Below are 26,401 nucleotides of genomic sequence, written 5' to 3' on the forward strand. Positions count from 1 at the left end.
GCTAAACCACCCGCAGGATTGGTTGCTATCACTTCGGCAGTACAAAAACCCCACCCCGCCTGAGCCCAAAGGGCGTGTACCCCACCCTCCCCCGGGCCCCTTTCCCCCCCCCCCCCCCCCCGGGGCCGTGAGGTCCGCGCGTCCTGCCGGCCGTCAGAGACGCTCGGGCGTCCTGATGCCCAGCAGGGACATGCCCTGCTGGAGGGTGCGGGCCGTGATGTCGCAGTAGAAGAGACGGTTCTCGACCTGCGCGGGCGTCTCCGCCTTCAGGACCGGGCACTTGTCGTAGAAGGTCGTGTAGTGCGACGCCAGCTGGTAGAGGTACGCGGCCAGCTTGTGCGGCGCGTACTCGGCGGCGGTCTCCGCGAGCGTCTCCGCGAACTGGTCGATGTGCAGGCCCAACGCCCGCTCGGCAGGCGCCAGTTCGAGCTCCGGGTGGGCGGCGGGGCGGACCTCGCCGGCCTTGCGGAGGATCGACTGGATCCGGGCGTACGCGTACTGGAGGTAGACGGACGTGTCGCCGTTCAGCGAGACCATCTGGTCCAGGTCGAACTTGTAGTCGCGGTTGGCGGACGTCGACAGGTCCGCGTACTTCACCGCGCCGATGCCGACCTGGGTGCCGCGCTCGGCGATCTCCTGCTCCGACAGCTGACCCTGCACGTCCTTCTCGCGCACGACCGCCGTCGCCCGCTCGACCGCCTCGTCCAGCAGATCGACCAGCCGGACCGTCTCGCCCTCACGGGTCTTGAACGGCTTGCCGTCCTTGCCGAGCACCGTGCCGAAGGCGAGCTGCACGGCACTCACGTCGTCGTTCAGCCAGCCGGCCCGCCGGGCGGTCTCGAAGACCATCTTGAAGTGCAGCGACTGCCGGGCGTCGACCACGTACAGCAGCGTGGAGGCCTTCAGGCCGAAGACACGGTCGCGGATCGCGGAGAGGTCGGTCGCCGCATAGCCGTAGCCACCGTCGGACTTCTTCACGATCAGCGGGACCGGGTTGCCGTCCGGGCCCTTGACGTCATCGAAGAACACGCAGAGCGCGCCCTCGGAGCGGACGGCGACGCCCGACTCCTCCAGGAGGCGGCACGTCTCGTCCAGCATGTCGTTGTAGCCGGACTCGCCGACCACGTCCGCGTCGCGGATCTCCATGTCCAGCTTGTCGAAGACGGAGTAGAAGTAGATCTTCGACTCGTCCACGAACTTCTGCCACAGGGCCAGCGTCTCCGGCTCGCCCGCCTGGAGGTCCACCACCCGGCGCCGCGCCCGCGTCTTGAACTCCTCGTCGGAGTCGAAGATCGCGCGCGAGGCCTTGTAGAGCCGGTTCAGGTTGGACATGGCCTCCTCGCCGGAGACCTCGCCGCCCTTGTGGTCCAGCTCGTGCGGGTGCTCGATCAGATACTGGATGAGCATGCCGAACTGGGTGCCCCAGTCGCCGATGTGATGACGCCGTACGACGCTCTCGCCGGTGAACTCCAGGATCTGGACCACCGCGTCGCCGATCACCGCGGAGCGCAGGTGCCCCACGTGCATTTCCTTCGCCACGTTCGGCTGCGCGTAGTCGATGACCGTCGTGCCCGGGTGCTCGGCGCGCGGGACGCCGAGGCGGCCCTCGGTGTCCGCGGCCCGCGCGGCGAGGTTCTCGGTGATCGCGCCGTCGGTGATCGTCAGGTTCAAAAAGCCGGGTCCGGAGACCTCGATCTCCTTGATCACGTCACCCGACTCGACCCGCGCCACCACCTGCGCCGCCAGCTCGCGCGGATTCGCCTTCGCCTTCTTCGCGAGCGCCAGGATCCCGTTGGCCTGGAAGTCGGCCCGGTCACTTCGTCGCAGCAGCGGGTCCGCGGCACCGGCCTCCGGCAGAGCTGCCGAGAGGGCGTCCGCGAGGCGCTGGTGGACGGAAGCGGTGAGGGACGTGACCGAGGCCATGGAGTGGATGCCGTTCTGCTCGGGTTCCGAAGGATTCCGCAGCCGCGCGAGGTGCGCGGCGGCTGCGAAAACCCAGTATCCCATGCGGTGAAAAGCCGTTTTCGCTCTTCCGGGCCGAGCTGGGAGAATGGTGCGGTCAGCCGTACTGGCGTATGAGAAAGAAGGACGTGCCGATCGTGGCTCAGAGCACCGAGACCACCGACTGGGTCTCCCGTTTCGCGGATGAGGTCATCGAGGAGTCGGAGCGTCGGGCCCCGGGCAAACCGGTCGTCGTCGCCTCCGGACTCTCGCCCTCCGGTCCGATCCACCTCGGCAACCTCCGCGAGGTCATGACCCCGCACCTGGTCGCCGACGAGATCCGCCGCCGCGGGTACACGGTGCGCCATCTGATCTCCTGGGACGACTACGACCGCTACCGCAAGGTCCCGGCCGGCGTCCCCGGTGTCGACGACTCCTGGGCCGAGCACATCGGCAAGCCGCTGACCTCCGTCCCGGCGCCCGCCGGCTCCGCGTACGCGAACTGGGCCGAGCACTTCAAGGCCGCGATGACCGCCGCGCTGGCCGAGCTGGGCGTGGAGTACGACGGGATCAGCCAGACCGAGCAGTACACCTCGGGCGTCTACCGCGAGCAGGTCCTCTTCGCGATGAGGCACCGCGGTGACATCGACGCGATCCTCGACCAGTACCGCACCAAGAAGGCACCGGCCAAGAAGCAGTCGCAGAAGCCCCTCGACGAGGCCGAGCTGGAGGCCGCCGAGGGCTCCGGCGCGGCGGACGAGGACGACGGCAGCGGGTCCGCCGCCGGGTACTTCCCGTACAAGCCCTACTGCGGGCAGTGCGAGAAGGACCTCACGACGGTCACCTCGTACGACGACGACACCACCGAGCTCACCTACACCTGCTCGGCCTGCGGCTTCTCCGAGACCGTCCGGCTGAGCGAGTTCAACCGCGGCAAGCTGGTCTGGAAGGTCGACTGGCCCATGCGCTGGGCCTACGAGGGCGTGATCTTCGAGCCCAGCGGCGTCGACCACTCGTCGCCGGGGTCCTCGTTCCAGGTCGGCGGCCAGATCGTCGGGATCTTCGGCGGCAAGCAGCCGATCGGTCCCATGTACGCGTTCGTGGGCATCAGCGGCATGGCCAAGATGTCGTCCTCGAAGGGCGGCGTGCCCACGCCGGCCGACGCGCTCCAGATCATGGAGCCGCAGCTGCTGCGCTGGCTGTACGCCCGCCGCCGGCCCAACCAGTCCTTCAAGATCGCCTTCGACCAGGAGATCCAGCGGCTGTACGACGAGTGGGACAAGCTCGCCGCCAAGGTCGCCGACGGGAGCGTGCTCCCGGCCGACGCCGCCGCGTACGTGCGCGCGGTCGGCACCGCCGCCGGGGAACTGCCCAGGACCCCGCGCCCGATGCCGTACCGCACGCTCGCCTCGGTCGCCGACATCACCGCCGGCGCCGAGGACCAGACCCTGCGGATCCTGAGCGAACTCGACCCCGGCAACCCGCTCACCTCCCTCGACGAGGTCCGGCCCCGGCTGGACAAGGCCGAGACCTGGATCAACACGCAGGTCCCCGCCGAGGAGCGGACCGTCGTCCGCGACGAGCCCGACGTCGACCTGCTCAAGTCCCTCGACGACCAGGGCCGCGACTCGCTGCGGCTGCTGCTGGAGGGACTGGAGGCGAACTGGTCCCTGGACGGCCTGACCCACCTCGTCTACGGCGTCCCGAAGGTCCAGGCCGGCTTCTCCGCCGAAGCAGGCCCCAAGGAGCTCCCGCCGGAGATCAAGGTCGCCCAGCGCACCTTCTTCGCGCTCCTGTACCACCTGCTCGTCGGCCGCGACACCGGCCCGCGCCTGCCCACACTGCTGCTCGCCGTGGGCCAGGACCGGGTGCGCAAGCTGCTCGGCGCCTGACCGCCCGCGGACACGAGGAGGGGCTCCCGGTGATCACCGGGAGCCCCTCCTCGTATCCGCCCCTGACTCAGGCGATGTGGTCCTCCTCCAGCTCCGCGTTGAAGCGGTTCTGGAAACGGTTCATGTAGCGCTTCAGCTCACTGTCGGTGAGCGTGACGCCCCACGTGGCCTCGACGTTGTTGCCGAACTCGCCCTTCGTGGGCAGGCCCTGGCCGTTTATCGACTGCCGGAACACCTGGTAGAAGCTCTCCTCGCGGGACTTCTCGTCGGCGAGCGGCGTCTGCTCCTCGCGCGGTCCGGGAATCGGCAGCTGCTCCGGCTCGGGAGCCGCGCCCTCACCCAGCTGACGGGTGCGGCCCGGACCCGCCGGGATCGGGAAGCTGCCCGTCTCCTCGGGACCCGGCTCGTACTGCTGCGACTCCTGCTCCTCGTACCACTGCTCGTACTGCTCCTCGGGCACGTACGTGGGGTCGTAACCGCCCTCGTAGACGACCTGCTGGGGAGCCTGCGCCGAGAACCAGGGGCTCTCCGGCCCCGCGTCCTGCTGCTCCTGCGCGTACTCCGGCTGCTCGGCGTACTGGTCGCCCCCGGGACCCCGGCGCTGCTCGACGGGAGACACCGCCCCGGCGAGTACGGGCTCACCGCCCGCGGCACGGGTGTCCGCCGCCGTGCCGAGCTGCGGGTGCCGCGGCGCCGGCGGCAGCAGCGCCGGCTCGATACCGGCCGCCGCGAGGCCCGCCGGGGCCGTCTCGGCGAGCGGGACGCCGAACCGGGCCAGCCGCAGCGGCATCAGGGACTCCACCGGCGCCTTGCGGCGCCAGGCGCGGCCGAAGCGGGAGCGCAACCGGGCCTGGTAGACCAGACGCTCCTGCTCCAGCTTGATGACCTGGTCGTAGGAGCGCAGCTCCCACAGTTTCATCCGGCGCCACAGCAGGAAGGTGGGCACCGGCGAGAGCAGCCAGCGGGTGAGGCGGACGCCCTCCATGTGCTTGTCCGCCGTGATGTCCGCGATCCGGCCGATCGCGTGCCGGGCGGCCTCGACCGACACGACGAACAGGATCGGGATCACCGCGTGCATGCCGACGCCCAGCGGATCGGGCCAGGCCGCGGCGCCGTTGAACGCGATCGTCGCCACCGTCAGCAGCCACGCCGTCTGGCGCAGCAGCGGGAACGGGATGCGGATCCAGGTCAGCAGCAGATCCAGGGCGAGCAGGACGCAGATACCCGCGTCGATGCCGATCGGGAACACGTACGAGAAGTTCCCGAAGCCCTTCTTGAGGGCGAGCTCGCGGACCGCCGCATACGAACCGGCGAAGCCGATGCCGGCGATGACCACCGCTCCCGCGACGACCACGCCGATGAGAATGCGGTGCGTCCGAGTGAGCTGCACTGGCGCGGCCACCGGTAATCCCCTCCCCTTGCGTGTTGTTGCGCGCAACAGGGTGGCACATGTGTACGGCGTACGGGTGCCCGGTCCGTCAGGAGCCCGGCTCGCGCGGGCGCCGGACTCCTGCAAGTGGTCTGACCGGAGGGCGAGTTGGACGACGGATCGGCCGTCAACCCGCTCCGGGGCCGGACCTCGACCGGTGCCCCGTCAGTCCTTCTTGGCGGACTTGGACGGGGAGGCGGACTTGGACGGCGAGGCACTCGCCTTGCCGGACTTCGACGACTTCGACGACGGCTTCGACTCCTTCGACGAAGGGGACGACGACTTGGCCGCCGACTTCGACGGGGAGGCACTCGCCTTGCCGCCGTCACCGTTCGCGGCGGACACCGCGGCCACCGCCTCCTTCGCCGCCTTCTCCGTGGCCTTCACCAGGTCACCGGCATCGGGAGACTTCTCGCCCGCGAGGCCCGCGCCGTTGTAGTCGACGGTGATGACGACGTTCTCGACGCGCGTCACGACCGACTGCTGCTTGAAGGTGCCTTCCTTCTTCTTCAGCTCGTAGCGCACGGCCGTCGCCTCGTCGCCCGTCCCGGACACCGGCTCCGACTTGGTGTTCTTCGCGCCGGTCACCGCCGTGGCGCCCTTGACCTGCTTCTCGTAGTACGTGTGCGCCAGCTTGTCGCCGGCGCCACGCGAGTCCGAGTCGAAGCGCAGCATGGCCACGTTCAGCCAGCGGTACTGCGAGCCCTTCACGCCGTTGCTGTCGAGGCTGTCCCAGTAGCAGTTGCCGCGTGTCGAGATGTCGTCCGACTTGCCCTCATTGCCGGACTTCTTGGCCTTCGGTACTAGATCGCCCAAGGTCTTCTTCGACACCGCCGAACACGGCTCGGGCAGCTTCGCGTACGCGGCCGCCGCAACCTGGCTCGGCGAGGCGCTCGCGGACGACGCGCTCTCGTCGGCTGCCTTCTTCGCGTCGTCACCGGAGCCGGAGTCCGAGGAACAGCCGGCGACGACGAGCATCGCCGGGACGGCGGCGGCGCACACAAGGATGCGGTCGCGTCGCCGAACTCGCTGGTCTCGCTGGGCTCGCTGTGCAGGTCGGTGCATGGTTCCTTCACTCAAGACGGCTCGTGGGTCGGGCGCACACGGCACGTGCGACCGGTCGGTCCGAGGGGCCACGGTACGCGGTGGGCGCGCGGCACGTTTCCCGTTCAGGAGGTTCGGCAGGGGGCCCGAGCGGCCCCGCGGACCCCCTACGCGTTGAACGCGTCGACCAGCTTCTGCGCCAGTTTCAGCGCCCTGTCCTGCGATTCCTCGCTGTCCGGGACGGCGCCGACCTGAGCCGGCTGCTCCTCGTACTCGATCGTCACGACCACGTTGGACGTGCGGAACACCACAGTCACCGTGCGCTGCTGGGCGGTCGAACCGGACGTGCTCAGCTTGTCGTCGAGGAAGGCCTCGTCGCCGAGACCGTCGAGGATGCGGGGCTGGAGATCGGCCGGGGTCTCACTCGCCGTGGCGGACCCGGAGGGGGTGCCGTCGCCGGGGTCCGCGTCCCCGGCGGAGCCGGACGGCGTGCTCTCCGGCGTCGAACCCTTCGCCGGGGAGCCGGAACCGGCGGTGTCCGAACCGGAGGGCTCGGGCAGATCCGCCGCGTCCTCCTTGGTCGTGTACACCTTCGACGCCCGGGCGGCATCGCTCACGGAGTTGTCGTACGACACCACCCGCTCGAAGTCGACGAAGAGATGGTCCGTCGCGTCCGTCGACTCCACCTTCCAGCGGCAGCCGACCTTCCGGTCCGTGTCGAACGTCTGCGTGGCCTCGCCGGCGTACGCCTTCTCGCGCTGCTGCTCGTCCGTGAGCTGCTCGATCCCGGGCAACAGCGAGTCCAGCGAGCTGTGATCCACCGCGGCGCACGCCTCGGGGAGAGTGCGGTACTTGCCGGGCTGGGCCGCGGTCGCCGACGCGGTGGTGTCGCCGGCCTTGGAGTCGCCGACCTCGTCGCCGCTCCCCGAGCCGCCGGTGCAACCGGCCAGCAGTGCCGCGAGGAGCACGGCGGCGCCGGGTACGTACGCCTTCCGCTGCATGGTGAGGCTCCTCTCGACGGTGCCCTCGGTTCGGTCCTGGGCTGGTGTCCTGTGGTTATTCGCTTGCCGCGCGAGGGCGGCCGCAGGGAACAATGTGTATCGCACGCACTGCCGTGACCGCTGGTCCGTTGTCCCATACGTCGATCTTGGCGCCGGTTTTGCGATTTGAGACTTCTGTTGGTTTTCCGGGGGAATGAGGACGAAATGTCGTACGTGGAAGTGCCGGGTGCGAAGGTTCCCATCCGGATGTGGACCGATCCGGCCTCGGTCGAGGACGTCGCACTCCGCCAGCTCCAGAACGTCGCGACGCTGCCCTGGATCAAGGGCCTCGCCGTCATGCCGGACGTGCACTACGGCAAGGGCGCGACGGTCGGTTCCGTCATCGCCATGCGCGACGCGGTGTGCCCGGCGGCGGTGGGTGTGGACATCGGCTGCGGGATGTCCGCGGTCAAGACGTCTCTGACGGCCAATGATCTGCCGGGGGACCTTTCGCGGCTTCGGTCGAAGATCGAGGAGGCCATTCCGGTCGGGCGGGGGATGCATGACTCCCCGGTCGAGCCGGGGCGGTTCCATGGCCTTGCCACGGCGGGATGGGACGACTTCTGGGGGCGGTTCGACGGGGTTGCGGACGCGGTGAAGTTCCGGGAGGAGCGGGCGACCAAGCAGATGGGAACGCTTGGCGGGGGCAATCACATGATCGAAACCTGTCTCGATGAGTCGGGTTCGGTCTGGCTGATGCTGCATTCCGGTTCGCGGAACATCGGCAAGGAACTGGCCGAGTACCACATCGGCGTCGCCCAGAAGCTCCCGCACAACCAGGGCCTGGTCGACCGCGATCTCGCGGTGTTCGTCTCCGACACCCCGCAGATGGCGGCCTACCGGAACGACCTCTACTGGGCGCAGGAGTACGCCAAGCACAACCGCGCCCTCATGATGGCGCTCCTCAAGGACGTGATCCGCAAGGAGTTCAAGAAGGCCAAGCCGACCTTCGAGACGGAGATCTCCTGCCATCACAACTACGTGGCGGAGGAGCGGTACGAGGGCATGGACCTGCTCGTCACTCGCAAGGGCGCGATCCGCGCGGGCAGCGGGGAGTTCGGAATCATCCCCGGTTCGATGGGCACCAGCTCGTACATCGTGAAGGGCCTCGGCAACGAGAAGGCCTTCAACTCGGCCTCGCACGGCGCCGGCCGACGCATGAGCCGGAACGCCGCGAAGCGTCGTTTCACGACGAAGGACCTGGAGGAGCAGACGCGGGGCGTCGAGTGCCGCAAGGACTCGGGCATCGTGGACGAGATTCCGGGCGCGTACAAGCCGATCGAGCAGGTGATGGAACAGCAGCGTGACCTCGTGGAGGTCGTGGCGAAGCTGAAGCAGTTCGTCTGCGTGAAGGGCTGACGACGCGGGGCCCCGGTCCGGGGGCCCCGCTCGGTTCCGGTCCGACTGGGGGCCGGGTCGGCGTCGGCTCCGGGTCGGGTTCCTCTACTGCCGGCAGTGGATCGCCGAGCACGAAAGCAGTTCCGGCGGCGCCGACCGGTCTCAGCGGAACGCGGCGACATTGCGGGCGGCCCAGTCGGCGAAGGAGCGCGGGGCGCGGCCGAGGACCCGCTGGACGTCCGGGCTGACACGCAGCTCGGCCGGGCTCGGGGAACCGAGGATGTCCAGGGTGTCGTCGGCGAGCGCCGCCGGCATGCTCTGGGTCATGGCGGTCTTCGCCTCCTCGCGGGTGAGCTCGTGAAACCTCACTGGCGAGCCCAGCGCGGCGGCGATGGCCTCCGCCTGCCGGCGCGGAGTGATCACCTCCGGGCCGGTCAACTCGTAGACGCCGCCGCTGTGCCGGTCGTCCAGCAGGCAGGCTGCCGCGACCGCGGCGATGTCCGCCGGGTCGATGATCGGCACCCCGACGTCGCCGAAGGGCGCGGCGACCATCTGCTGCGTGCGGACGGAATCGGCCCACCACAGGGCGTTGGAGGCGAAGCCGCCCGGCCGCAGGACGGCCCACTCCAGGCCGGACTCCCGCAGCGTGTCCTCCAGCGCGCGCATCGCGATCCGCGTCCGGCCGGAGGGCCTGGTCACCACGCCCTGCGTGGAAAGCAGGACGACCCGGCGGACCCCGCCGGCCGCAGCTTCGCCGATGATGTCGGCGGGGTTGGCTCCAGTGGCGTGCAGATCGCCGGACAGCAGCAGGAACAGCGCCTCCGCCCCGGCCAGCGCGGGCTTGAGGCCGGCCGGCTCGGCCAGATCGGCCACTACGTGGCGGACGCCGTTCGGCACCGCCGCCGTGTGCCGTGACACAGCCGTCACCTGCCGGCCCGCCTCGGCCAGTGCCTGCGTCAACGGCCGGCCGATGTTTCCGGTAGCCCCGGTCACCACGATCATGATCAGCTCCTTGTCGGATGTCCTCTGTGCCCCGCACGCTAGGAGAATGGGCTAACTTTTGGTAAGGACATACCTTGAGGTAAGCTCCTGGCATGGCGGGAGGCGCGCAGACCGGACAGGCCGAGACGGGCAAGCGGTATGACGTGTTTCACACCGACTGCCCCGCGCGCGATGTGGTCGACCACGTGACCAGCAGGTGGGGCATCTGGGTGCTGATCTCCTTGCGGAGCAAGGGTCTCCGGTTCTACGAGCTGCGCGAGAGCATCCAGGGCATCAGCGAGAAGATGCTCGCCCAGACCCTGCGCGCGCTGGTTCAGGACGGCCTGGTCTGGCGGGAGGTCGAGCCGACGACGCCGCCCCAGGTCACCTACGGGCTGACCGAGTTCGGCCGGGACGTCGGCGAGCCGCTGACGGAGCTGTTCGACCGGATCACACGGCGGCTGTCGCCGCACAGCGCGGGTTAGCGCGGTGGCGCTACCGCGGTCGGTCTCTCAGCTGCTTCGGTCGAGGAGAGCCGTGCGGAGGGCTTGCGGGAAGGCCGGGTCCAGCTTCAGAGTCTCGGTGGCGTAGCCCTGTACCGAGCCGTAGCGGGTGTTGAGGGCGGCCAGGAAAAGGGTCATCACCTCGGCGGGGGCCGTGGCGTACGCCGGCCAGGTCAGCTCGGACGTCGGGTTGGCCGCGTGCCAGTCGGCCACCAGGCGGGGCGTCGCCCGTTCCGTGAGGGCGAAGTCCTCGACGATCGTCCGCTCCGGGACATCCAGAAGGGCGAGCACCAGCGCCGCCACCAGGCCCGTACGGTCCTTGCCCGACGCGCAGTGGAAGACCAGCGGTGCTCCCGACTGGGCTGCCGCACCGATCAGTTGCAGCGTCTCCCGGATCTCCTTCGTGCCGTCCTCGGCCACCTCCAGGTACCGCTCCGCCAGATACGGACCGGCGGCGACGGAGGCGGGCAGCGTCGCCTGGTCGTACGGGCGGTGCTCGATGCTCAGGTTGTGGTACGCCAGCGACGGGTGCTCGGGGACCCGGCCCCGCGCCTCGATCTCCCAGGGGTAGCGGAGGTCCAGGACCGTGCGGATGCCCAGCGACAGGAAGCGGCCCCAGTCCGCGGCGTCCGCGGCGTTCTCGACGTCAGCGGCGTCCGCGGCTTTCGCGCCGTCCCGGCCCGTCAACTTGCCCAGGGAGTCCGCCCGGAACAGGAGGCCCGGGCGGACCGTCCTGCCGTCCTCCGTGGCGTAGCCGCCCAGATCGCGGAAGTTGTGCAGGCGGGCGAAAGGTATGTGTCTGTTCACAACGGGTCAGCCTAGGCCGGGGTTGAGCCGTCGGAAGATCACTGCTTTGCGTGCATGACCGCGTAGATCATCACGAACGCGACGATGTGGATGCCGAAGAGGAAGTACGCCAGGTAGTACCAGACGTAACGTTCCCGCTTCTTCTCCAGGTCCAGCTGGTTCTGTTCCTGGTTGCGCCGACGCTGTTCCTCATCGACCGGTGGCGTCGGCTCGGGCATCACACGTCCCGGTGGATCTTCGTGTTCGACGCCTGGGCCCGGGGGCGGACGATGAGGAGGTCGATGTTGACGTGGCTGGGGCGGGTGACGGCCCAGGTGATGGTCTCGGCGACGTCGTCCGCGGTGAGCGGCTCCGCCACGCCCGCGTACACCTTCGCCGCCTTCTCCTCGTCCCCGCCGAACCGCGTCAGCGCGAACTCGTCCGTCCTGACCATGCCGGGCGCCACCTCGACGACCCGGACCGGCGTGCCGACGATCTCCAGCCGGAGCGTCTCCGCGAGCACGTGCTCCGCGTGCTTGGCGGCGACATAGCCGCCACCGCCCTCGTACGTGCCGTGACCGGCGGTCGAGGAGAGCACGACGACCGTGCCGTCGCCGCTCGCCGTCAGGGCGGGGAGCAGGGCCTGGGTGACGTTCAGGGTGCCGATGACGTTCGTCTCGTACATCTGGCGCCAGTCCGCCGGGTCGCCGGTCGCGACCGGGTCGGCGCCGAGGGCTCCGCCCGCGTTGTTGACCAGGACGCCGACCGTCTTGAAGGCGGAGGCGAACTCGTCGACCGCCACGCGGTCCGTGATGTCCAGCGCGTACGCCGTCGCCTGACCGCCCGCCGCGGTCAGCTCCTCCGCCAGTGCCTCGATGCGGTCCTTGCGGCGGGCGGTCAGTACGACGCGGTAGCCCGCCGCGGCGAGCTGCCTGGCCGTCGCGGCGCCGATGCCGCTGCTCGCGCCGGTGACTACAGCGATGCGGGAGGCGGCTGAGGGGGTCATTGCGGCTGCTCCTCGGTGCGGTTCGTGCGGTGTCTTGGGGTGCGGTCGTGCGGTGTCTTGGGGTGCGGTGGTCTTGGGCGGCGCCGTGCGGTGTCGTGCGGTGCCGTGCCCGTGCGGTGTCGTGCGGTGTCGTGCCGTGCGGTGCCGTGCCCGTGCGGTGTCGTGCGGTGTCGTGCCGTGCGGTGTCGTGCCCGTGCGGTGTCGTGCCGTCAGGATAGGTGGCGGCTCGGAGGGGTGGCTTGTCGGCGGGGTGGGCCGCGACTCAGTTGCCGCCTCGCGGGGCGTACATGATGACCGCCATGCCGGCGAGGCAGACCAGTGCGCCCGTGACGTCCCAGCGGTCCGGGCGGTAGCCGTCCGCGACCATGCCCCAGGCCAGGGAGCCGGCGACGAACACTCCGCCGTACGCGGCGAGGATGCGGCCGAACGCGGCATCCGGCTGCAGCGTGGCGACGAAGCCGTACGCGCCCAGGGCCAGTACGCCGCCGCCGATCCACAGCAGGCCGCGGTGCTCGCGTACGCCCTGCCAGACCAGCCAGGCGCCGCCGATCTCGAACAGGGCGGCGAGGAGGAACAGGGCGGAGGAGCGTACGACGAGCATGCGGTCACCCTCGCACGGGGCGCGTCCCGGTCGGAGCGCGTGTCTCACCTGTTGGGCGGCGCCTGGGGGGCGTCGTGGGTGGGATACATGCGGTGACAGGTGGACTCGTGAGTGGTGGTGGAGGAGCGGAGCGGGCGTATGCGGAAGTTCTGTGCGGTGGGTGTGGGTGCGGGTGCGTTGCTGCTGGCCGTGGCGGGCGGGGGTGCGTCCGCCGCTGCCGCTGCCGCGCCCGAGGCGGATCTCGCCTATCACGGGTACGTGGCCATGGAGGGCGGCCTCGTCGATGTGCGGATGACTCCCCGGAACCACGGTCCCGCCGATGTCGCCGACGCGACGGTGCGACTGCGGTGGTCGGTGCGGCTTGCCGATCGGCAGGAGCTGCCGGAGGGGTGTGCGCGGGCGGGGGCGCGGGCGGTGCTGTGCCGGACGGGGGCGTTGGCCGCGGACGATGTGGGGGCGGAGATTCGGCTGCGGGTGCGGCTGGCGGGGGCGGGCGCCCGAGTGCCGGCCGAGGTGACCTTGGTGATCGACACGGTGTGGAGCGGGGGTGCGGTGGATCGGAATCACCAGAACGACCACCGGCAGGTGCTGGCGCTGGATACGGGGGATGCGTACGCGTTCTAGGGGTTCGCTTTGTGCCGGTGGGTGGGTGGGTGGTTCGCCGTCCGGCGGTGGGTGGGTCGGGGCCGTGCCGGTACATCCGCCCGTCGCCCTACCGGCTGTGCTGTCTTCTGGGGGCGCTCGCTTGCCCGTCCTCACGCATGGCGACGGGCATTTGATGTACCGGCACGGCCCCTTCGGTGCGTGGGCGGCTGCGGGTCGGATGGTCATAGCTGCGGGCATGCGTGCCGCTCGGGGCGATGGGGGTCCCCCCGCTCGAGCGGAGCCGAGAGTGGGGGAGGGTGGGCGCAGCGGCACCCCCGCGGCGCCGGGCTCGCCGACCCACCCCTGCGCCGGCACCAGCGCACGGTGCCAATGGAGGTAGGGGAGTTGGCCCACCCAGGCGCCGGCATCCGCGCCGGGTGCGCAGGCAGGTAGGGGACCGGGCCCACCCGGGCCGTACGGCGCAGGCGCCGGGGTCGCCGGCCCACGTGGGTGTCGGCACCCGGAACCCCCGGAGGGGTTAGCTGCGTCGTACGATTTCTGCATGGCGCAGAGGAGAGACGCGGGGGAGAACAAGAGGACGCGGCTGCTGGAAGAGCTGTCGTCGGAGTCACGCCGCTACATGGCCTCGTACGCCCTGTTCAACCAGGCGGTCGCCGACCACCTGGATCTGCACCCGACGGACCTGCAGTGCCTGAACCTCCTCGGCCTGGAGGGCACTCCGGTGACCACGGGCCGGATCGCCGAGCTGACGGGCCTGACGACCGGCTCGGCGACCCGGCTGGTGGACCGGCTGGAGCGCGCGGGCTACGTCGTACGGGAGCGGGACGCCACCGACCGGCGCCGCGTCCTCGTGGCCACCGTTCCCGAGAAGGCCGCCGAGCTCGGGCGGATGTGGGATCGGCTGAGCGTCGGCTGGCACGGCCTCTTCGAGGGGCTGGACGAGGACGAACTGGCGCTGATCATCGGGCACATGCGCCGCACCGTGGAATTCGGCGCGGCCCAGGTCATCCGCCTCCGCGACGGGATGCTCGACACCCCGGAGGCGTAAGCGGGGTTACGACGCCTCGTCGTACTGCTCCCGCGCCTCGTTGACCTGCTCGATGTGCAGCTCCGCCCAGTCCTTCACGGCGGAGAGCAGGCAGCCGAGGCTGTGCCCGAGCGGGGTGAGCTCGTAGTCGACGCGGACCGGCACGGACGGGGTCACGGTACGGGCGAGGATTCCGTCGCGTTCCAGTGAACGCAGCGTCTGGGTCAGCATCTTGGGGCTGACGCCCGCGATCTTGCGGCCGAGGTCGCTGTAGCGCAGGGGGCCATCGGCGAGCGCGCACACCACGAGACTGACCCACTTGTCGCTGATCCTGGTGAGGAGCTGGTTGGTGGGGCAGTTCTTGATGAACGCGTCGTACTCGACACGTGCCTGCTCGCGCCGCTGGGCCGCCGTCGTGGTCGGCATGCTCACCTCCGGGTGACGTACGCACCTCCAGGTGCCTACTTACCAAAAGATAGTAACTCTTCCTAGGGTTGTCGCTGCGGGAAAGAAATCAGCAACAGCCAGTAGCAACCCTTTCCAAACGGGAGAATTGTCATGCGAGCTGTAGTGGTGACGTCCTTCGGTGGTCCCGAGGCTGTCGAGGTCGTAGAGACCGCGGTGCCGGAGCCGGCCGCCCGGCAGGTGCGGATCAAGGTCGCCGGCGCCGCGTTGAATCCGGTCGACGCCGGTGTGCGTGCCGGTGTCTTCGGGGGTGCGGGCAAGGGGCTGGGCCTCGGCTGGGACGTGGCCGGGACGGTCGACGCGACGGGCGTGGCGACGGGCTGGACCGTCGGAGACGAGGTGGTCGCCCTGTCCTACGGCATCGACAAGCCCCTCGGTACGCACGCCGAGTACGTGATCGTGGACGCCGACGCGGTGGCCAAGGCGCCGGCCTCGGTGGACGCCGTGCACGCCGCGACCATCCCCCTGAACGCGCTCACCGCCGCCCAGGCCCTGGACCGGCTCGCCCTGGAACCGGGGCAGAGCCTGCTGGTGAGCGGTGCGGCGGGCGCGGTCGGCGCCTATGCCGTGCAACTGGCCGCGCACCACGGGATATCCGTGACCGGACTCGCCCGGGCGACCGACGAGGAGTTCGTACGGTCCCTGGGGGCGGCCCACTTCGTCTCCGGGGCGGTCGCTGCGGGCAGCGTGGACGCGGTCCTGGACGCGGCGATCCTCGGGGAGAGCGCGCTGGAGTGGGTGCGTGACGGCGGCACGTACGTCGGCGTGATCCCCCAGGGGCAGCCGGCCTCCGTGCGGGGAGTGCGGACCGACGCGGTGGAGGTGAGCGCCGACGGTGCGCGTCTGGCGGAGCTGGTGGCCCTCGTCGACGCGGGGGTGCTGACCGCGCGAGTCGCCGAGACGTACGCCCTGGACGAGGCGGCCAAGGCGCACGCACGGCTGGCGGAGGGCGGGCTGCGGGGTCGGCTGGTGCTGGTCCCCTGAGCTGGGCCGGTGCGCGCTCAGTGGTGCTGTTCCTGTGCCTTGCGCGGCAGCAGCCGTACGAGGGGGCAGCACACGAGGGCGACGGCGGCGACCACGACGAGGCTCACGGCGGTGGCGTGGGCCTCACCGCCGCCGGTCTTGAAGTAGACGGTGGTGACGGTGGCCGCCCCGACCGCGTTGCTGAGCTGCTGCACCGCGCCGAGCGAGCCACCGGCGCTGCCGGCCTCGCTCGGGGCGATGTCGCCGATCGCGACGTCGTACATCGAGCCGAAGCACGTGCCCATCCCGAGACCGACCACGAGCAGGGGCGGGACCAGGGCCCAGGCGCCGGTGTCCGTGCCGGAAGTGGTGACCAGGGCGAGCAGCCAGGCCGTCCCGGCGAGCGTGATCAGCAGACCGGCGAGCACGAGCCGGCGCCCGAACCTGCCGATCAGCCGGTAGCAGGCGATGGACGCGATCACGATGCCCGCGGACAGCGGCACGAGACCGAGGGCGGCGCCTGTGGGGGAGCGGCCGAGCCCCTGCTGGAGGAAGAGGGAGATCACGTAGAGGAGTCCGGCGACGGCGGCGAAGAACACGGCGCCGACGAGGAGTCCTGAGGTGAAGCCGCGGTTGTGCAGCAGGGAGGGCTGGATCAGCGGGTTCTCGGCGGTGCGCTGACGGTGGCAGAAGGCGGCGAAGAGGGCGAGCCCGGCGAGGAGGAGCAGCACGGGGGTCGCGGTCCAGCCGTTGGCGGAGCCGTCGATGAGACCGGCGAGCAGTCCGGACATCGCGCCGGCGAGCAGGGCGGAGCCGGGGCCGTCGACGGCGATCGTGCGGTCGCCGGTGTCGCGGGGCAGCAGCCGGGCGGCGGCGAAGAGGGCGGCGGAGCCGAGCAGCAGGTTGATGAGGAACATCGGGCGCCAGCCGAGGCCGCCGAGGTCCGCGTCGATGAGGAAGCCGGCCAGGATCGGGCCGCCGACCGCCGAGAGCCCCATGACGGGCCCGAAGAGGCTGAACGCCTTGCCGATCTGGTCGCGGGGCCAGGTCGCGCCGAGGATGCCGAAGCCCTGGGGGATGACGAGGGCGCCGAACGCGCCCTGTGCCAGCCGGGCGACGACGAGCGTGCCGGGGTCCATGGCCAGGCCGCAGGCGACCGAGGCGACGGTGAATCCGGCGAGCCCGGCGAGGAAGAGCCGGCGGCGTCCGTACTTGTCGCCGAGCCGGCCGCCGAGGACGAGCAGCACACCGAGCGCGAGGGCGTACGAGGCGCCGAGCCACTGGATCAGGGCCGCGCCACCGCCGAGGTCCTGGGCGATGGTCGGGGCGGCGATGTTGGTGATCGTCGCGTCGAGGAGGTCGAGGACGTCGGCGGCGAGAACGACGCCGAGGATCGCCCAGCGGGTCGAGGCGGGCGGATGCGATGATTCCTTTGTGTCATGCAGTGTCTGTGTCACGCAGATAAATGTGAGGCATGGAGGGAGGCGGCGTCAACCCGCTTTCCCGGGGGATTCCGGTGCTCGTGCGGAAGGCGCGGTTACGGTTGCGGCCGCCGGGTCCCCCGCGCCCGCCGCCGGCTGTGATGACGACGGCGAGGCCCCGCCCCGCCCGCTCACGGCGCCGACGGCTGCGGCTGCGAAGCCCCGCTCGCCCGCAGTGCCGGCGGCTGCGTCTACGGCCGCGAAGCCCCGCCCGTGTACGCCGTCGGCGGCACTCCCACCGTTGCCGTGAAGTCCCGTACGAGATGGGCCTGGTCGGCGTAGCCGAGGTCGGCGGCGAGGCCTGCCCAGTCCACCTCGTGGGAGGTCTCCGCGCGCTCCAGCGCTTCGTGGATGCGGTAGCGGAGGATGATCCACTTCGGGCCGACGCCGACGTACGCGGAGAAGAGGCGCTGCAGGGCGCGGACCGACATGCCTTCCGCGCGGGCGAAATCGGCGACCCGGCGGATGGCGCGGTCCCGGCGGATGCGGTCGACCAGCGCCATCGCCAGGTCGGCCTGCGGGTCGGGCGCCGGTCCGCGGTCCAGGAGGAACGCGTCGAGGGCGGCCACGCGCGCGTGCTCGTCGTCCGGGGTCAGTACGGCGTCGACGGCGGCCCGGGCGGCCCCCTCGGGGGAGGGGAAGACCGCCCCGAGCGGGATCCGCTCACCCGTGAGGGACGTCAGCGGCCGCTCCGGCGCGAACGGGCGGAAGCCGCCGGGCCGGAACTGGATCCCGCACACCCGCCCCCTCCCCTCCAGCTTCTGCGTGAACAGCCCGAGCCCGATGCCCGAGACCTCGCTGAAGGGCTCCTGGCCCGCGTACCGCTGGAAGACGATGTTCACGGACGGATGCGGCACGACATGGGAGGCGTACGGCTCCGTGAGGTCCCAGTCGATCAGCCAGTAGTGCTCCAGGTAGGGCCGCAGCGGCTCGGCCGGCTCGTGCCGGCGGAAGCGCACGCGCGCGAAGAGCTCCGGGGCGTCGACGATCCCTCGGGTGTCACGGCGTGGAGCGGCCATGACGGGATCGTAGGCCGGGGCACTGACGACCGGCGATGGGGCGTTGCGGCCGGCGTCCACGCCGCATGCCCGCCCGCCTGGGCCGCGCGTCGCGCGCTGCGCGTCGCAGCGCCGGAGGCCGCACGCCGCGACGGTGGAATACCCGCGGCCGCCTCACTGTTTGCGGGTATAGTTGAATCGTAAACAACCTGGAGGATGAGCGACCATGCAGTTCGGGATCTTCAGCGTCGGTGATGTGACACCGGACCCCACGACGGGCCGGACGCCGACCGAGCACGAGCGCATCAAGGCCATGGTCGCCATCGCGCAGAAGGCCGAGGAGGTCGGCCTGGACGTCTTCGCGACCGGCGAGCACCACAACCCGCCGTTCGTGCCGTCGTCCCCGACCACGATGCTCGGCTACGTCGCCGCGCGCACCGAGAAGCTGATCCTCTCCACGTCCACCACCCTCATCACCACCAACGACCCGGTGAAGATCGCCGAGGACTTCGCGATGCTCCAGCACCTCGCTGAGGGCCGGGTCGACGTGATGATGGGCCGCGGCAACACCGGCCCGGTCTACCCCTGGTTCGGGCAGGACATCCGCCAGGGCATCAACCTCGCCGTCGAGAACTACGCGCTGCTGCACCGGCTCTGGCGCGAGGACGTGGTGACCTGGGAGGGCAAGTTCCGTACGCCGCTGCTGTCGTTCACCTCGACCCCGCGGCCACTGGACGGCGTACCGCCGTTCGTCTGGCACGGCTCCATCCGCTCGCCGGAGATCGCCGAGCAGGCCGCGTACTACGGCGACGGCTTCTTCCACAACAACATCTTCTGGCCCGCCGACCACACGAAGAAGATGGTCGAGCTGTACCGGGAGCGGTACGCGCACTACGGGCACGGCACCGCCGAGCAGGCGATCGTCGGGCTGGGCGGCCAGGTGTTCATGCGGCACAACTCGCAGGACGCGGTACGGGAGTTCCGGCCGTACTTCGACAACGCGCCGGTGTACGGGCACGGGCCCTCCCTGGAGGACTTCACCGACCAGACGCCGCTGACGGTCGGCTCGCCGCAGCAGGTGATCGAGAAGACGCTGGCCTTCCGGGAGTACGCCGGTGACTACCAGCGTCAGCTGTTCCTGGTGGACCACGCCGGACTGCCGCTGAAGTCGGTCCTCGAACAGCTCGACATGCTCGGCGAGGAGGTCGTGCCCGTGCTGCGCGAGGAGTTCGCCAAGGGCCGCCCGGCCGAGGTGCCGGACGCGCCCACCCACGCGGCCCGCGTGGCCGCCGCCCAGGAGGTGACCGTCGTATGAAACTCGTTGTCGTCTCGGCGGGGCTGAGCGTCCCGTCGTCCACACGGCTGCTGGCCGACCGGCTGGCCGGCGCGACCGCCGGGCGGGTCCCGGTGGAGGTCGAGGTCGTCGAACTGCGCGACCTGGCCGTCGAGATCGCCCACAACTTCACCAACGGGTTCCCCGGACGGGCGCTCGGCGCCGCGCTCGACGCGGTGACGGCCGCGGACGGACTGATCGTCGTCACGCCCGTCTTCTCCGCTTCCTACAGCGGTCTGTTCAAGTCCTTCTTCGACGTGCTGGGTGTCAGGGAGAAGGACGCGCTGACCGGGAAGCCGGTCCTGATCGCGGCGACCGGCGGCACGGCCCGCCACTCGCTGGTGCTGGAACACACGCTGCGGCCGCTCTTCGCGTATCTGCGGGCCGTCGTCGTGCCGACCGCGGTGTACGCGGCCTCGGAGGACTGGGGCGCGGAGGGACTGGCCGAGCGGATCGACCGGGCGGCCGGTGAACTCGCCGCGCTCATGGGAGCCGTTCCGGTCCGGACCCCGGAAAGCGGGCCCGCAGCAGTGGTCCCCTTCGAGGAGCAGCTCGCCGCGCTGCGGCGGTGAGCAGAGCCAAGACCGTCAGGACGGCGTGGTGTGCGGGGCGCGCCACGCCGTCCAGCCGTGCGTGCCCGGAAGCTTGTACGGCGTCCAGTCGCGGGCGTAGTGCGGCGGCCGCCCGCCGCCGGCCGTGAGGACCGCGGTCGGTTCCCGCTCGGCCCGTGCCACGATCGAACCCGCCGTCGTGGAGCGGTTGTTGCCGGCCGTCTCCGCGGACGCGCAGCCCGCGTCGTATCCCACCGGAAGCGCGTGCGGACCCGCGACCAGACAGGGCGCGCGCAGCCCGAGCGCCCGCAGTCCGTCGGCGGCGGCCCGGTACCGCTGGTCGGTGGCGGCCACGTTCGCGACCTGGTGCTGCAACACCGCGTACTGGCTGACGAGTTGCAGGGCGAGTACGACACCGACGGCGAGCAGGAGCGGGCGGCCCGTCCGGGCCACCCGGACGAGCACGCCCGCGACGGGCAGCGCGAGCATCGCGTAGGCGGGCAGCAGGAAACGCGGCGCGGAGTAGCCGAGCAGCAGCAGATACGGCACCGAGAGGCAGACCGCGGCGGCCACCGGTACGGCCGTACGGGCACGGCCGCGCTTCCGGTCCCGTAGGCAGAGGGCCAGTGCGGCGACCGCGAGCAGCGGCAACGCCAGCCACCAGAGGGTCAGTTCGGGGTGATTCTGCTGCACCGTGCACGGACGGCACAGCTCGGGGCCGTTCAGGCTGCGCCACGCGTTGTAGAGGTTGAGATGCAGCTGCATCCCGCCCTCGGTGGCACCCGAGACACGCAGCCGCTGCCCGATGCCGCCGAAGCGCACATACGCCTCCGCGATCCAATCGGCCGCGCCCACGGCAGGACCCACGAGCAGATACGGCAGGACGCGGCGCCGGGACCGTACGAGCACGGCCGTCGCCAGCAGCGGGAGCGCGAGCCAGCACGCGTCCGGGGTCCGTACGAGCGCGACCCCCGCGAGACAGGCGGCCGTCCACCAGCCGGCGTGCGGCTCCGCGGGCGCCCTCAGGAACCAGCCCGTCGCCGCCACCGCGCCCAGCGCCACCCACAGGTTGGGCATCGCCTCGGCCCCCGACAGCTCGGTGATCCACAGGCCCGCGAAGAGCAGGGCGGCGAGAGCGGTCGTCGTGCGGCCGGTCAGGGGACGCCAGATCCGGTACGCGGCATAGAGGGCGGCCGCCGACAGCAGCGCCAGCGTCACCCGCAGCGCGAGCACCGAGTCCGTCAGCGCCAGCACCGGCGCCACCAGCACGCTCGTACCGCGCGACCGGGGCGCACTGAAGTACGCGGCCGGGTTCCGAGGATCCACCTGCGACACGTAGACGGTCTCGTCCCAGCCGAGGACGTGCGCCAAGTGCGGTACGACGAACACCAGTTGAGCGATCGCATAGGCGACAGCGACAGCCGCGAGGGCGAACTCCGCACGCCGGCCCGGCCATCGCCACGGGACACGGCCGGGAGGCGCGGGCCGTCCGGAGCGGGGGAGCGGCGCCGGGCGACGATCCGCCTCGGCCGGAGCCGCGGGCGCCGCCACGGACGCCGGCCGCTGCGCGACGGCACCCGGCGCGGCGGGGTCCACCCGCTGTTCCGTGGCGGTCAGGGTTGGTGCGGTGGGGGTCGGTCGTTGGTCCGTGGTGCTCCGGCCTCGTCGGGCGGAGTCCGGTTGCTGTTCTGTGGCGGTCAGGCTTCGGGCGGTGGGGGTTGGTTGCTGTTCCGTGGCGGTCAGAGTTCGTCCGGTGGAGTCCGGTCGTTGATCGGCGGCGCTCCGGCCTCGTCCGGTGGGGCTGGGGCCGTTGTCCGCCGGTCGCTCCGGGTGGGCCCGGCGCGGGGGAGACGCCGGGGACGCGGGGCGGGATCGGGGGTCCAGCCGTGCGGTATGTCGGCGGGCCGGCCGCCAGGGGCGGGCGGGAAGGGCATCCACCCCGGCGGTATCCACCCCGGCGGCATCGTCCGCCGCGTGTTCATCCGTCGCTTGTTCGTCCGTCGTTTGAGTCGTCATCGTTGCCCCCTGGGACTGGTGCCTGCGCGGACGTGCCGCGGTGGCTGCGGCGGCGCGTGTGCGGTCATCGGGTGCTTGCCGTCTGTGGTCGGCCACGGCGCGCGTGGCCGTCGGTCATGTCTCCCGGGCCGTCCGGGCGCCGGACCAGGCCGGGCCGTACCCATCCGTCTGTGGTCGGCCACGGTGCGCGTGGCTGTCGGTCATGTCTCCCGGGCCGTCCGGGCGCTGGACCAGGCCGGGCCGTACCCATCCGTCTGTGGTCGGCCACGGCTCGCGTGGCCGTCGGTCATGTCTCCCGGGCCGTCCGGGCGCCGGACCAGGCGGGCCGTACCCACCCGCGCACCCGGCGTACTGCCGCACCCGCCGCGCGTCTGGCCCAGCGCAGGACGCGGGCGCGCTCGCGGGCCCAGGCGCGCTGCTGCCGGGTGGCGCGCAGCTCGGCGAAGAGCAGCTCGTAGCGGGAGACGATCCCGGCCGCGTCATAGCGGTGGGCGCTCCGCAGCGCCGCCCGGCCCATCGCCCGGCGCTGCCATTCGTCGGAGACCAGTTCGAGCATCACTTCGGCGAGGGCCCGCGCGTCGTCGACGGGGACGAGCCGGCCGTCGACGCCGTCCGTGATGATCTCGGCGGGTCCCAGCGGACAGTCCGTGCTGACCACGGCCACCCCGCAGCGCATCGCCTCCACCAGCGTCATCCCGAACGACTCCGCGTCCGAGGCGCTGACCACCAGCGACGCCTGGGCGAACTCCGCCTCGATGGGCGTCCGCGGCCCCATCAGCCGCGCGTGCCCGGCGAGCCCGAGGCCGTCGATCATCCCTTGGAGACGCTCCCGCTCCGCCCCGCCGCCGTAGATCCGCAGCTCCCACTCCGGCTCCTTCGACGCGACCGCCGAGAAGGCCTCCAGGAGCAGGTCGAAGCGTTTGCCGGCGACGAGCCGCCCCGCCGCCGCGATCACCTTGGCCGAGCCGTCGGACGGCGTCACCCCGGCCTCCGGCACGATGTTCGGCACCGACTCCACCCACACCCCGGGCAGCGCCATCCGGTTCCGGTACACCTCGGCGTCCGCCGCCGTCATCGTCACGACCGCGTCCAGCCCCCGGTACTCCTGGGCGAGCACCCCGCGCAGCCGCTTGCCGTGCGCGTCGTGGCGCAGATGCTCCTGGCCGATGAGCAGGGCGCGCCGCGGGGCGAACCGGGCGACGTAGACGTTGATGCCGGGGCGGGTGCCGATCACCACGTCCGCCGTGGACCGCTCCAGATGGGCCCGGACGCGCAGGTCGGTGAGCCGGGTGTACTGGCCGTGCCGCTTGTCCGCCGCCGGGAAGTCCACGGCCGGCCGTGCGAACGCCGGGTCCGCCAGGTCCGGGCTGCCCTCGCGGGTGTCCACCAGCGGTACGAGCCTGATCCGCGGGTCGATGTCGAAGCGCGGGGTGTCGCGGTGCCGGGACATCGAGACGATCTCCACCTCGTGCCGTTCCGCCAGGGCCGCCGCGAGATTGAGCGTCGTCCGGACCGTGCCTCCGATGGCGTACGCGTTGTGCAGCAGGAACACGATCTTCCGGCGCTCGGCGCCGGCACGCTCCGGCGCGCCTGTCCCCCAGCGCTCGGCGCGGGCACGCTCCGGTGCACCTGTGCCGCTCTTCACACGCTTCATGGGCTCCATGCCCTTCGTACGCTCCCAACCCGTCATGCCGTTCATGCACTGCCTTTCCCGGCGGCATTCGGCCGTCCGCGCGACCTCACATACGGCTCACAGTGACCCGGCGAGGTAAGTCCGTTGCCGGGCCGGGGTGAGAGCCGGGTAAGAAGCCCGTTCGCACCGTCTTCGGCGGGCGGTTCCCGGCCGTCCTCTTGGCAGACTGGTCGGGTGCCCCACAATGTGCTGCTCGCCGAGGACGATCGCGCCATCCGTCATGCCCTGGAACGCGCACTGACGCTGGAGGGTTACGAGGTGACGGCAGTCGCCGACGGGGTGGAGGCGCTGGCCCAGGCCCACCGCCACCCGCCGGACGTGCTCGTCCTGGACGTGATGATGCCGGGAATCGACGGTCTCCAGGTCTGCCGGGTGCTGCGCGCGGAGGGCGACCGGACGCCGATCCTGATGCTCACCGCGCTGGTCGAGACGGCCGACCGCATCGCGGGCCTCGACGCGGGTGCCGACGACTACGTGGTCAAGCCGTTCGACGTGGAGGAGGTCTTCGCCCGGCTCCGCGCACTGCTGCGCCGTACCGGGAACGGAACCTCCCTGTCCGGTCCGGGTACCCCGGGCGGCGGCGATATACCGCCCTCGGCGTCGGCCGCGCCGGGGCAGGTGGCCGCCGTCGGACTGCGCATGGACGTGCTGGCGCGGCGCGCCTGGCGCGGCAAGCGCGAGCTGGAACTCACCCGCACCGAGTTCGAGCTCCTGGAACTCCTCGTCCGCAACGCGGGCATCGTCCTCGACCACGCCACGATCTACGACCGGATCTGGGGCTACGACTTCGGCCCCGGTTCCAAGAACCTCGCCGTGTACGTGGGATATCTGCGGCGCAAGCTCGACGAGCCGGACGCACCGGCGCCGATCCACACCGTCCGGGGCGTGGGATATGTCCTGAGGGAGGACTGAGTGCCGCCCGGTGCCCGCTTCCGGTCGCGGTCCGGAGCCCGCGTCCGGACCGGCCTGCCGGGGCCGCTCGGCCGCCGCCCGCGGCTTCGGGACCGGCTGCGGCCGATGTCCTCCCTGCGGGCCACCTTCACCGTGTCGTTCGCGGCGGTGGCCGCCGCCGTCACCGTCCTGGTCGGCTTTCTGAGCTACGGCGCCGCCGCCCGGCTCGTCCGCGTCGACCAGCAGACCGTCTTCGAGCAGGTCGTCCACGATCTGCGCGAGCAGGTGCGGCACGAGAAGCTGACAGCCTCGGACTTCACGTCCTCCGACCCCGATCACGACGGCCCGCGCGACGACATCATCCGTACCAGCCGTACGGCCGTACAGGTGTTCGGCCCCGGCGGCGCCGTCGTCGATCCCGGCAGTCCTCGGCTGCCCGCCACCGCCGACGACCGGCGGATCGCCGACTCCGCCAAGGCGGGCGAGCTGCTGGAGCGCAAGGAGGTCGAGGTCGCCGGCGACCGCTACCGCGCGGCCACCGTCTCGCTCGGCGACGGGCGGGGCGCCGTCCAGATCGCGCAGGAGTTCAGCGACACCGAGGATCTGCTGCGCCAGCTCCAGCAGCGCACGGTCCTGCTGGTCGCGGCGGTCGTGGTCGCGGCGGGACTGTTCGGCTGGTGGCTGGCCCGGCGGATCACCCGCCGCCTGGTGCGGCTCGCCGGGGCCGCCGAGGACGTGGCGCGCACCGGACGGCTCGGCATCCAGGTGCCGGTCACCGGATACGACGAGGTGGCCCGCCTCGGCCGCTCCTTCGACCGCATGCTCGGCCGGCTCGCCCAGTCCGAGGAGGACCAGCGCCGTCTGGTCCAGGACGCCGGCCACGAGCTCCGTACGCCGCTGACCTCGCTGCGTACCAACATCTCCATGCTCCGCCGGATCGACGAACTGCCGCCGGCCGCCCGCGAGGAACTGGTCGCCGACCTGGCGCTGGAGTCACGCGAGCTGACCGACCTGGTCAATGAGCTGGTGGACCTCGCGGCCGGCCAGTCCGACACCGAGCCGGTGCAGCCCCTGGACCTCGCCGACCTCGCGGCGGACGTGGCGACGCTGGCCCGCCGCCGCACCGGCCGGGACGTCACCGTCCGGGTACGGGGCGACGCCCGCGTCGACGGCCGCCCCTCGGCCCTGCAGCGGGCCCTGTCGAACCTGGTCGAGAACGCGGCGAAGTTCGACCTCACGGGCAAGGCGCCCATCGAGATCGCGGTGCTGGGCCGCCCGTTCGGCGCGGGCGGGGAGGCCGGCGCGGACGACGGGCCGGTCGGCGGGGCCGCCGCTTCCCGGCGTGGCGCCGCCGGTTCCGGGCGGGGGACCGACGGCCGGGGACCGGGTGCCGGGCGTGGGGCCGAGGCTCGTCGCGGCGCCGAGGGTGGCGGGCGCGGCGCCGGGACCCGTCGTGGAGCCGAGGGCTCCGGGCGTGGGGCCGCTGCCGAGGGCGCCGGCGGTACCGACCTCGGACGTGGGCCGGTGCGCGTGGAGGTGCTCGACCGGGGGCCCGGGATCGCGGACGGCGACCTGGTGCGTATCTTCGACCGCTTCTACCGCGCCGCCGACGCCCGCAGCCGCCCCGGCTCCGGCCTCGGCCTCTCCATCGTGCGCGAGGTCGCCACCTCGCACGGCGGCGAGCCCTTCGCCCTCCGGCGCGAGGGCGGCGGGTCGGTGATCGGCTTCACCGTGGACACGGACGGCCCGGACAGCGACAACCGTGGCTGAACCCGCCGCCGCGCCTGTCCCCGGCCGGCAGCCCCTCGCGTCGAGC

General features: G+C 71.6%; 24 protein-coding genes. 10 read left to right on the top strand and 14 right to left on the bottom strand.

The window, feature by feature from the left end; genetic code table 11:
• Positions 1 to 153: 153 nt before the first annotated feature.
• Positions 154 to 1,923: an arginine--tRNA ligase gene (gene argS, locus ACFWM2_RS21455; RefSeq protein ID WP_383282898.1), complete on the bottom strand. Its 1,770-nt coding sequence runs from the start codon at positions 1,921 to 1,923 to the stop codon at positions 154 to 156.
• A gap of 167 nt (positions 1,924 to 2,090) precedes the next feature.
• On the opposite strand from argS, the gene lysS reads away from it, so the two are divergent.
• Positions 2,091 to 3,833 (top strand): lysine--tRNA ligase, encoded by a 1,743-nt coding sequence (gene lysS / locus ACFWM2_RS21460; RefSeq protein ID WP_383282081.1) that lies wholly within the window; start codon positions 2,091 to 2,093, stop codon positions 3,831 to 3,833.
• Positions 3,834 to 3,900: 67 nt separating this feature from the next.
• Here the strand turns inward: lysS and ACFWM2_RS21465 are convergent, their stop codons facing one another.
• The 3 genes from ACFWM2_RS21465 to ACFWM2_RS21475 all read right to left on the bottom strand — a co-directional run bounded on the left by ACFWM2_RS21465 (position 3,901) and on the right by ACFWM2_RS21475 (position 7,307).
• Complete coding sequence (locus ACFWM2_RS21465; RefSeq protein ID WP_383282084.1) at positions 3,901 to 5,235, bottom strand: DUF2637 domain-containing protein; 1,335 nt, start codon at positions 5,233 to 5,235, stop codon at positions 3,901 to 3,903.
• A gap of 192 nt (positions 5,236 to 5,427) precedes the next feature.
• The gene (locus ACFWM2_RS21470; RefSeq protein ID WP_383282087.1) at positions 5,428 to 6,327 is read right to left on the bottom strand and encodes a DUF3558 family protein; all 900 of its coding nucleotides are present in this window, start codon (positions 6,325 to 6,327) and stop codon (positions 5,428 to 5,430) included.
• A 146-nt stretch (positions 6,328 to 6,473) separates the two neighbouring features.
• Complete coding sequence (locus tag ACFWM2_RS21475) at positions 6,474 to 7,307, bottom strand: DUF3558 domain-containing protein (protein ID WP_383282090.1); 834 nt, start codon at positions 7,305 to 7,307, stop codon at positions 6,474 to 6,476.
• 204 nt (positions 7,308 to 7,511) lie between these two features.
• Between ACFWM2_RS21475 and ACFWM2_RS21480 the strand changes: the two genes are divergently transcribed.
• Positions 7,512 to 8,705: an RtcB family protein gene (locus ACFWM2_RS21480; RefSeq protein WP_383282093.1), complete on the top strand. Its 1,194-nt coding sequence runs from the start codon at positions 7,512 to 7,514 to the stop codon at positions 8,703 to 8,705.
• A gap of 141 nt (positions 8,706 to 8,846) precedes the next feature.
• On the opposite strand, the gene ACFWM2_RS21485 is transcribed toward ACFWM2_RS21480, so the two are convergent.
• Positions 8,847 to 9,686 carry an SDR family oxidoreductase gene (locus ACFWM2_RS21485; RefSeq protein ID WP_383282096.1) on the bottom strand — a complete coding sequence of 280 codons (840 nt, stop codon included), beginning with the start codon at positions 9,684 to 9,686 and terminating at the stop codon, positions 8,847 to 8,849.
• Positions 9,687 to 9,778: 92 nt separating this feature from the next.
• On the opposite strand from ACFWM2_RS21485, the gene ACFWM2_RS21490 reads away from it, so the two are divergent.
• The gene (locus ACFWM2_RS21490) at positions 9,779 to 10,150 is read left to right on the top strand and encodes a winged helix-turn-helix transcriptional regulator (RefSeq protein ID WP_383282099.1); all 372 of its coding nucleotides are present in this window, start codon (positions 9,779 to 9,781) and stop codon (positions 10,148 to 10,150) included.
• A gap of 27 nt (positions 10,151 to 10,177) precedes the next feature.
• On the opposite strand, the gene ACFWM2_RS21495 is transcribed toward ACFWM2_RS21490, so the two are convergent.
• The 4 genes from ACFWM2_RS21495 to ACFWM2_RS21510 form a co-directional block, all read right to left on the bottom strand.
• Positions 10,178 to 10,975, bottom strand: coding sequence for a tyrosine-protein phosphatase (locus ACFWM2_RS21495; RefSeq protein WP_383282102.1), 798 nt, complete (start codon positions 10,973 to 10,975; stop codon positions 10,178 to 10,180).
• Positions 10,976 to 11,013: 38 nt separating this feature from the next.
• Positions 11,014 to 11,193, bottom strand: coding sequence for a hypothetical protein (locus ACFWM2_RS21500; RefSeq protein WP_383282105.1), 180 nt, complete (start codon positions 11,191 to 11,193; stop codon positions 11,014 to 11,016).
• Complete coding sequence (locus ACFWM2_RS21505) at positions 11,193 to 11,960, bottom strand: SDR family NAD(P)-dependent oxidoreductase (protein ID WP_383282108.1); 768 nt, start codon at positions 11,958 to 11,960, stop codon at positions 11,193 to 11,195. Before ACFWM2_RS21505 ends, ACFWM2_RS21500 begins: the two co-directional genes overlap by 1 nt.
• Positions 11,961 to 12,222: 262 nt before the next feature.
• Complete coding sequence (locus ACFWM2_RS21510; RefSeq protein ID WP_383282111.1) at positions 12,223 to 12,561, bottom strand: YnfA family protein; 339 nt, start codon at positions 12,559 to 12,561, stop codon at positions 12,223 to 12,225.
• A 138-nt stretch (positions 12,562 to 12,699) separates the two neighbouring features.
• Between ACFWM2_RS21510 and ACFWM2_RS21515 the strand changes: the two genes are divergently transcribed.
• Positions 12,700 to 13,185 (top strand): hypothetical protein, encoded by a 486-nt coding sequence (locus tag ACFWM2_RS21515; RefSeq protein WP_383282114.1) that lies wholly within the window; start codon positions 12,700 to 12,702, stop codon positions 13,183 to 13,185.
• 523 nt (positions 13,186 to 13,708) lie between these two features.
• Positions 13,709 to 14,215 (top strand): MarR family winged helix-turn-helix transcriptional regulator, encoded by a 507-nt coding sequence (locus ACFWM2_RS21520; RefSeq protein WP_383282117.1) that lies wholly within the window; start codon positions 13,709 to 13,711, stop codon positions 14,213 to 14,215.
• Positions 14,216 to 14,221: 6 nt separating this feature from the next.
• Here ACFWM2_RS21520 and ACFWM2_RS21525 read toward each other — a convergent pair whose 3' ends face one another.
• Positions 14,222 to 14,620 carry a winged helix-turn-helix transcriptional regulator gene (locus tag ACFWM2_RS21525; protein ID WP_383282120.1) on the bottom strand — a complete coding sequence of 133 codons (399 nt, stop codon included), beginning with the start codon at positions 14,618 to 14,620 and terminating at the stop codon, positions 14,222 to 14,224.
• Positions 14,621 to 14,752: 132 nt separating this feature from the next.
• Between ACFWM2_RS21525 and ACFWM2_RS21530 the strand changes: the two genes are divergently transcribed.
• Positions 14,753 to 15,643, top strand: a complete 891-nt coding sequence (locus ACFWM2_RS21530; RefSeq protein ID WP_383282123.1) for an NADP-dependent oxidoreductase — start codon at positions 14,753 to 14,755, stop codon at positions 15,641 to 15,643.
• Between the two features lie 17 nt (positions 15,644 to 15,660).
• Here ACFWM2_RS21530 and ACFWM2_RS21535 read toward each other — a convergent pair whose 3' ends face one another.
• The gene (locus ACFWM2_RS21535; protein WP_383282126.1) at positions 15,661 to 17,079 is read right to left on the bottom strand and encodes an MFS transporter; all 1,419 of its coding nucleotides are present in this window, start codon (positions 17,077 to 17,079) and stop codon (positions 15,661 to 15,663) included.
• A 215-nt stretch (positions 17,080 to 17,294) separates the two neighbouring features.
• Positions 17,295 to 18,122: a DUF6597 domain-containing transcriptional factor gene (locus ACFWM2_RS21540; RefSeq protein ID WP_383282129.1), complete on the bottom strand. Its 828-nt coding sequence runs from the start codon at positions 18,120 to 18,122 to the stop codon at positions 17,295 to 17,297.
• A gap of 205 nt (positions 18,123 to 18,327) precedes the next feature.
• On the opposite strand from ACFWM2_RS21540, the gene ACFWM2_RS21545 reads away from it, so the two are divergent.
• Complete coding sequence (locus ACFWM2_RS21545) at positions 18,328 to 19,416, top strand: LLM class flavin-dependent oxidoreductase (protein WP_383282132.1); 1,089 nt, start codon at positions 18,328 to 18,330, stop codon at positions 19,414 to 19,416.
• Positions 19,413 to 20,006, top strand: a complete 594-nt coding sequence (locus ACFWM2_RS21550) for a CE1759 family FMN reductase (RefSeq protein ID WP_383282135.1) — start codon at positions 19,413 to 19,415, stop codon at positions 20,004 to 20,006. The genes ACFWM2_RS21545 and ACFWM2_RS21550 overlap by 4 nt, the downstream gene beginning before the upstream one ends.
• Positions 20,007 to 20,021: 15 nt before the next feature.
• On the opposite strand, the gene ACFWM2_RS21555 is transcribed toward ACFWM2_RS21550, so the two are convergent.
• Entirely contained in the window at positions 20,022 to 21,581 is a 1,560-nt protein-coding gene (locus ACFWM2_RS21555; protein ID WP_383282137.1) for a hypothetical protein, read from the bottom strand.
• A 706-nt stretch (positions 21,582 to 22,287) separates the two neighbouring features.
• The gene (locus tag ACFWM2_RS21560) at positions 22,288 to 23,655 is read right to left on the bottom strand and encodes a glycosyltransferase family 4 protein (RefSeq protein ID WP_383282140.1); all 1,368 of its coding nucleotides are present in this window, start codon (positions 23,653 to 23,655) and stop codon (positions 22,288 to 22,290) included.
• 213 nt (positions 23,656 to 23,868) lie between these two features.
• Here ACFWM2_RS21560 and ACFWM2_RS21565 point away from each other — a divergent pair, with 213 nt between their 5' ends.
• A complete protein-coding gene (locus tag ACFWM2_RS21565) occupies positions 23,869 to 24,606 on the top strand; it encodes a response regulator transcription factor (protein ID WP_383282143.1) in 738 nt (245 codons plus the stop codon).
• A 105-nt stretch (positions 24,607 to 24,711) separates the two neighbouring features.
• Positions 24,712 to 26,355 carry an ATP-binding protein gene (locus ACFWM2_RS21570; protein WP_383282146.1) on the top strand — a complete coding sequence of 548 codons (1,644 nt, stop codon included), beginning with the start codon at positions 24,712 to 24,714 and terminating at the stop codon, positions 26,353 to 26,355.
• The last annotated feature ends 46 nt before the right edge of the window (positions 26,356 to 26,401 follow it).

It is taken from the genome of Streptomyces sp. NPDC058371 (assembly GCF_042723265.1).
Taxonomy (GTDB): Bacteria; Actinomycetota; Actinomycetes; order Streptomycetales; family Streptomycetaceae; genus Streptomyces.

Coding starts and splice junctions, on each gene's coding strand:
- ACFWM2_RS21545 (WP_383282132.1), top strand. CDS start 18,328: ATGCAGTTCGGGATCTTCAGCGTCGGTGATGTGACACCGGACCCCACG.
- ACFWM2_RS21475 (WP_383282090.1), bottom strand. CDS start 7,307: ATGCAGCGGAAGGCGTACGTACCCGGCGCCGCCGTGCTCCTCGCGGCA.
- ACFWM2_RS21570 (WP_383282146.1), top strand. CDS start 24,712: ATGTCCTCCCTGCGGGCCACCTTCACCGTGTCGTTCGCGGCGGTGGCC.
- ACFWM2_RS21490 (WP_383282099.1), top strand. CDS start 9,779: ATGGCGGGAGGCGCGCAGACCGGACAGGCCGAGACGGGCAAGCGGTAT.
- ACFWM2_RS21500 (WP_383282105.1), bottom strand. CDS start 11,193: ATGCCCGAGCCGACGCCACCGGTCGATGAGGAACAGCGTCGGCGCAAC.
- ACFWM2_RS21505 (WP_383282108.1), bottom strand. CDS start 11,960: ATGACCCCCTCAGCCGCCTCCCGCATCGCTGTAGTCACCGGCGCGAGC.
- ACFWM2_RS21480 (WP_383282093.1), top strand. CDS start 7,512: ATGTCGTACGTGGAAGTGCCGGGTGCGAAGGTTCCCATCCGGATGTGG.
- ACFWM2_RS21515 (WP_383282114.1), top strand. CDS start 12,700: ATGCGGAAGTTCTGTGCGGTGGGTGTGGGTGCGGGTGCGTTGCTGCTG.
- ACFWM2_RS21525 (WP_383282120.1), bottom strand. CDS start 14,620: ATGCCGACCACGACGGCGGCCCAGCGGCGCGAGCAGGCACGTGTCGAG.
- ACFWM2_RS21550 (WP_383282135.1), top strand. CDS start 19,413: ATGAAACTCGTTGTCGTCTCGGCGGGGCTGAGCGTCCCGTCGTCCACA.
- ACFWM2_RS21520 (WP_383282117.1), top strand. CDS start 13,709: ATGGCGCAGAGGAGAGACGCGGGGGAGAACAAGAGGACGCGGCTGCTG.
- ACFWM2_RS21470 (WP_383282087.1), bottom strand. CDS start 6,327: ATGCACCGACCTGCACAGCGAGCCCAGCGAGACCAGCGAGTTCGGCGA.
- ACFWM2_RS21560 (WP_383282140.1), bottom strand. CDS start 23,655: ATGAAGCGTGTGAAGAGCGGCACAGGTGCACCGGAGCGTGCCCGCGCC.
- ACFWM2_RS21485 (WP_383282096.1), bottom strand. CDS start 9,686: ATGATCGTGGTGACCGGGGCTACCGGAAACATCGGCCGGCCGTTGACG.
- ACFWM2_RS21540 (WP_383282129.1), bottom strand. CDS start 18,122: ATGGCCGCTCCACGCCGTGACACCCGAGGGATCGTCGACGCCCCGGAG.
- argS (WP_383282898.1), bottom strand. CDS start 1,923: ATGGCCTCGGTCACGTCCCTCACCGCTTCCGTCCACCAGCGCCTCGCG.
- ACFWM2_RS21510 (WP_383282111.1), bottom strand. CDS start 12,561: ATGCTCGTCGTACGCTCCTCCGCCCTGTTCCTCCTCGCCGCCCTGTTC.
- ACFWM2_RS21530 (WP_383282123.1), top strand. CDS start 14,753: ATGCGAGCTGTAGTGGTGACGTCCTTCGGTGGTCCCGAGGCTGTCGAG.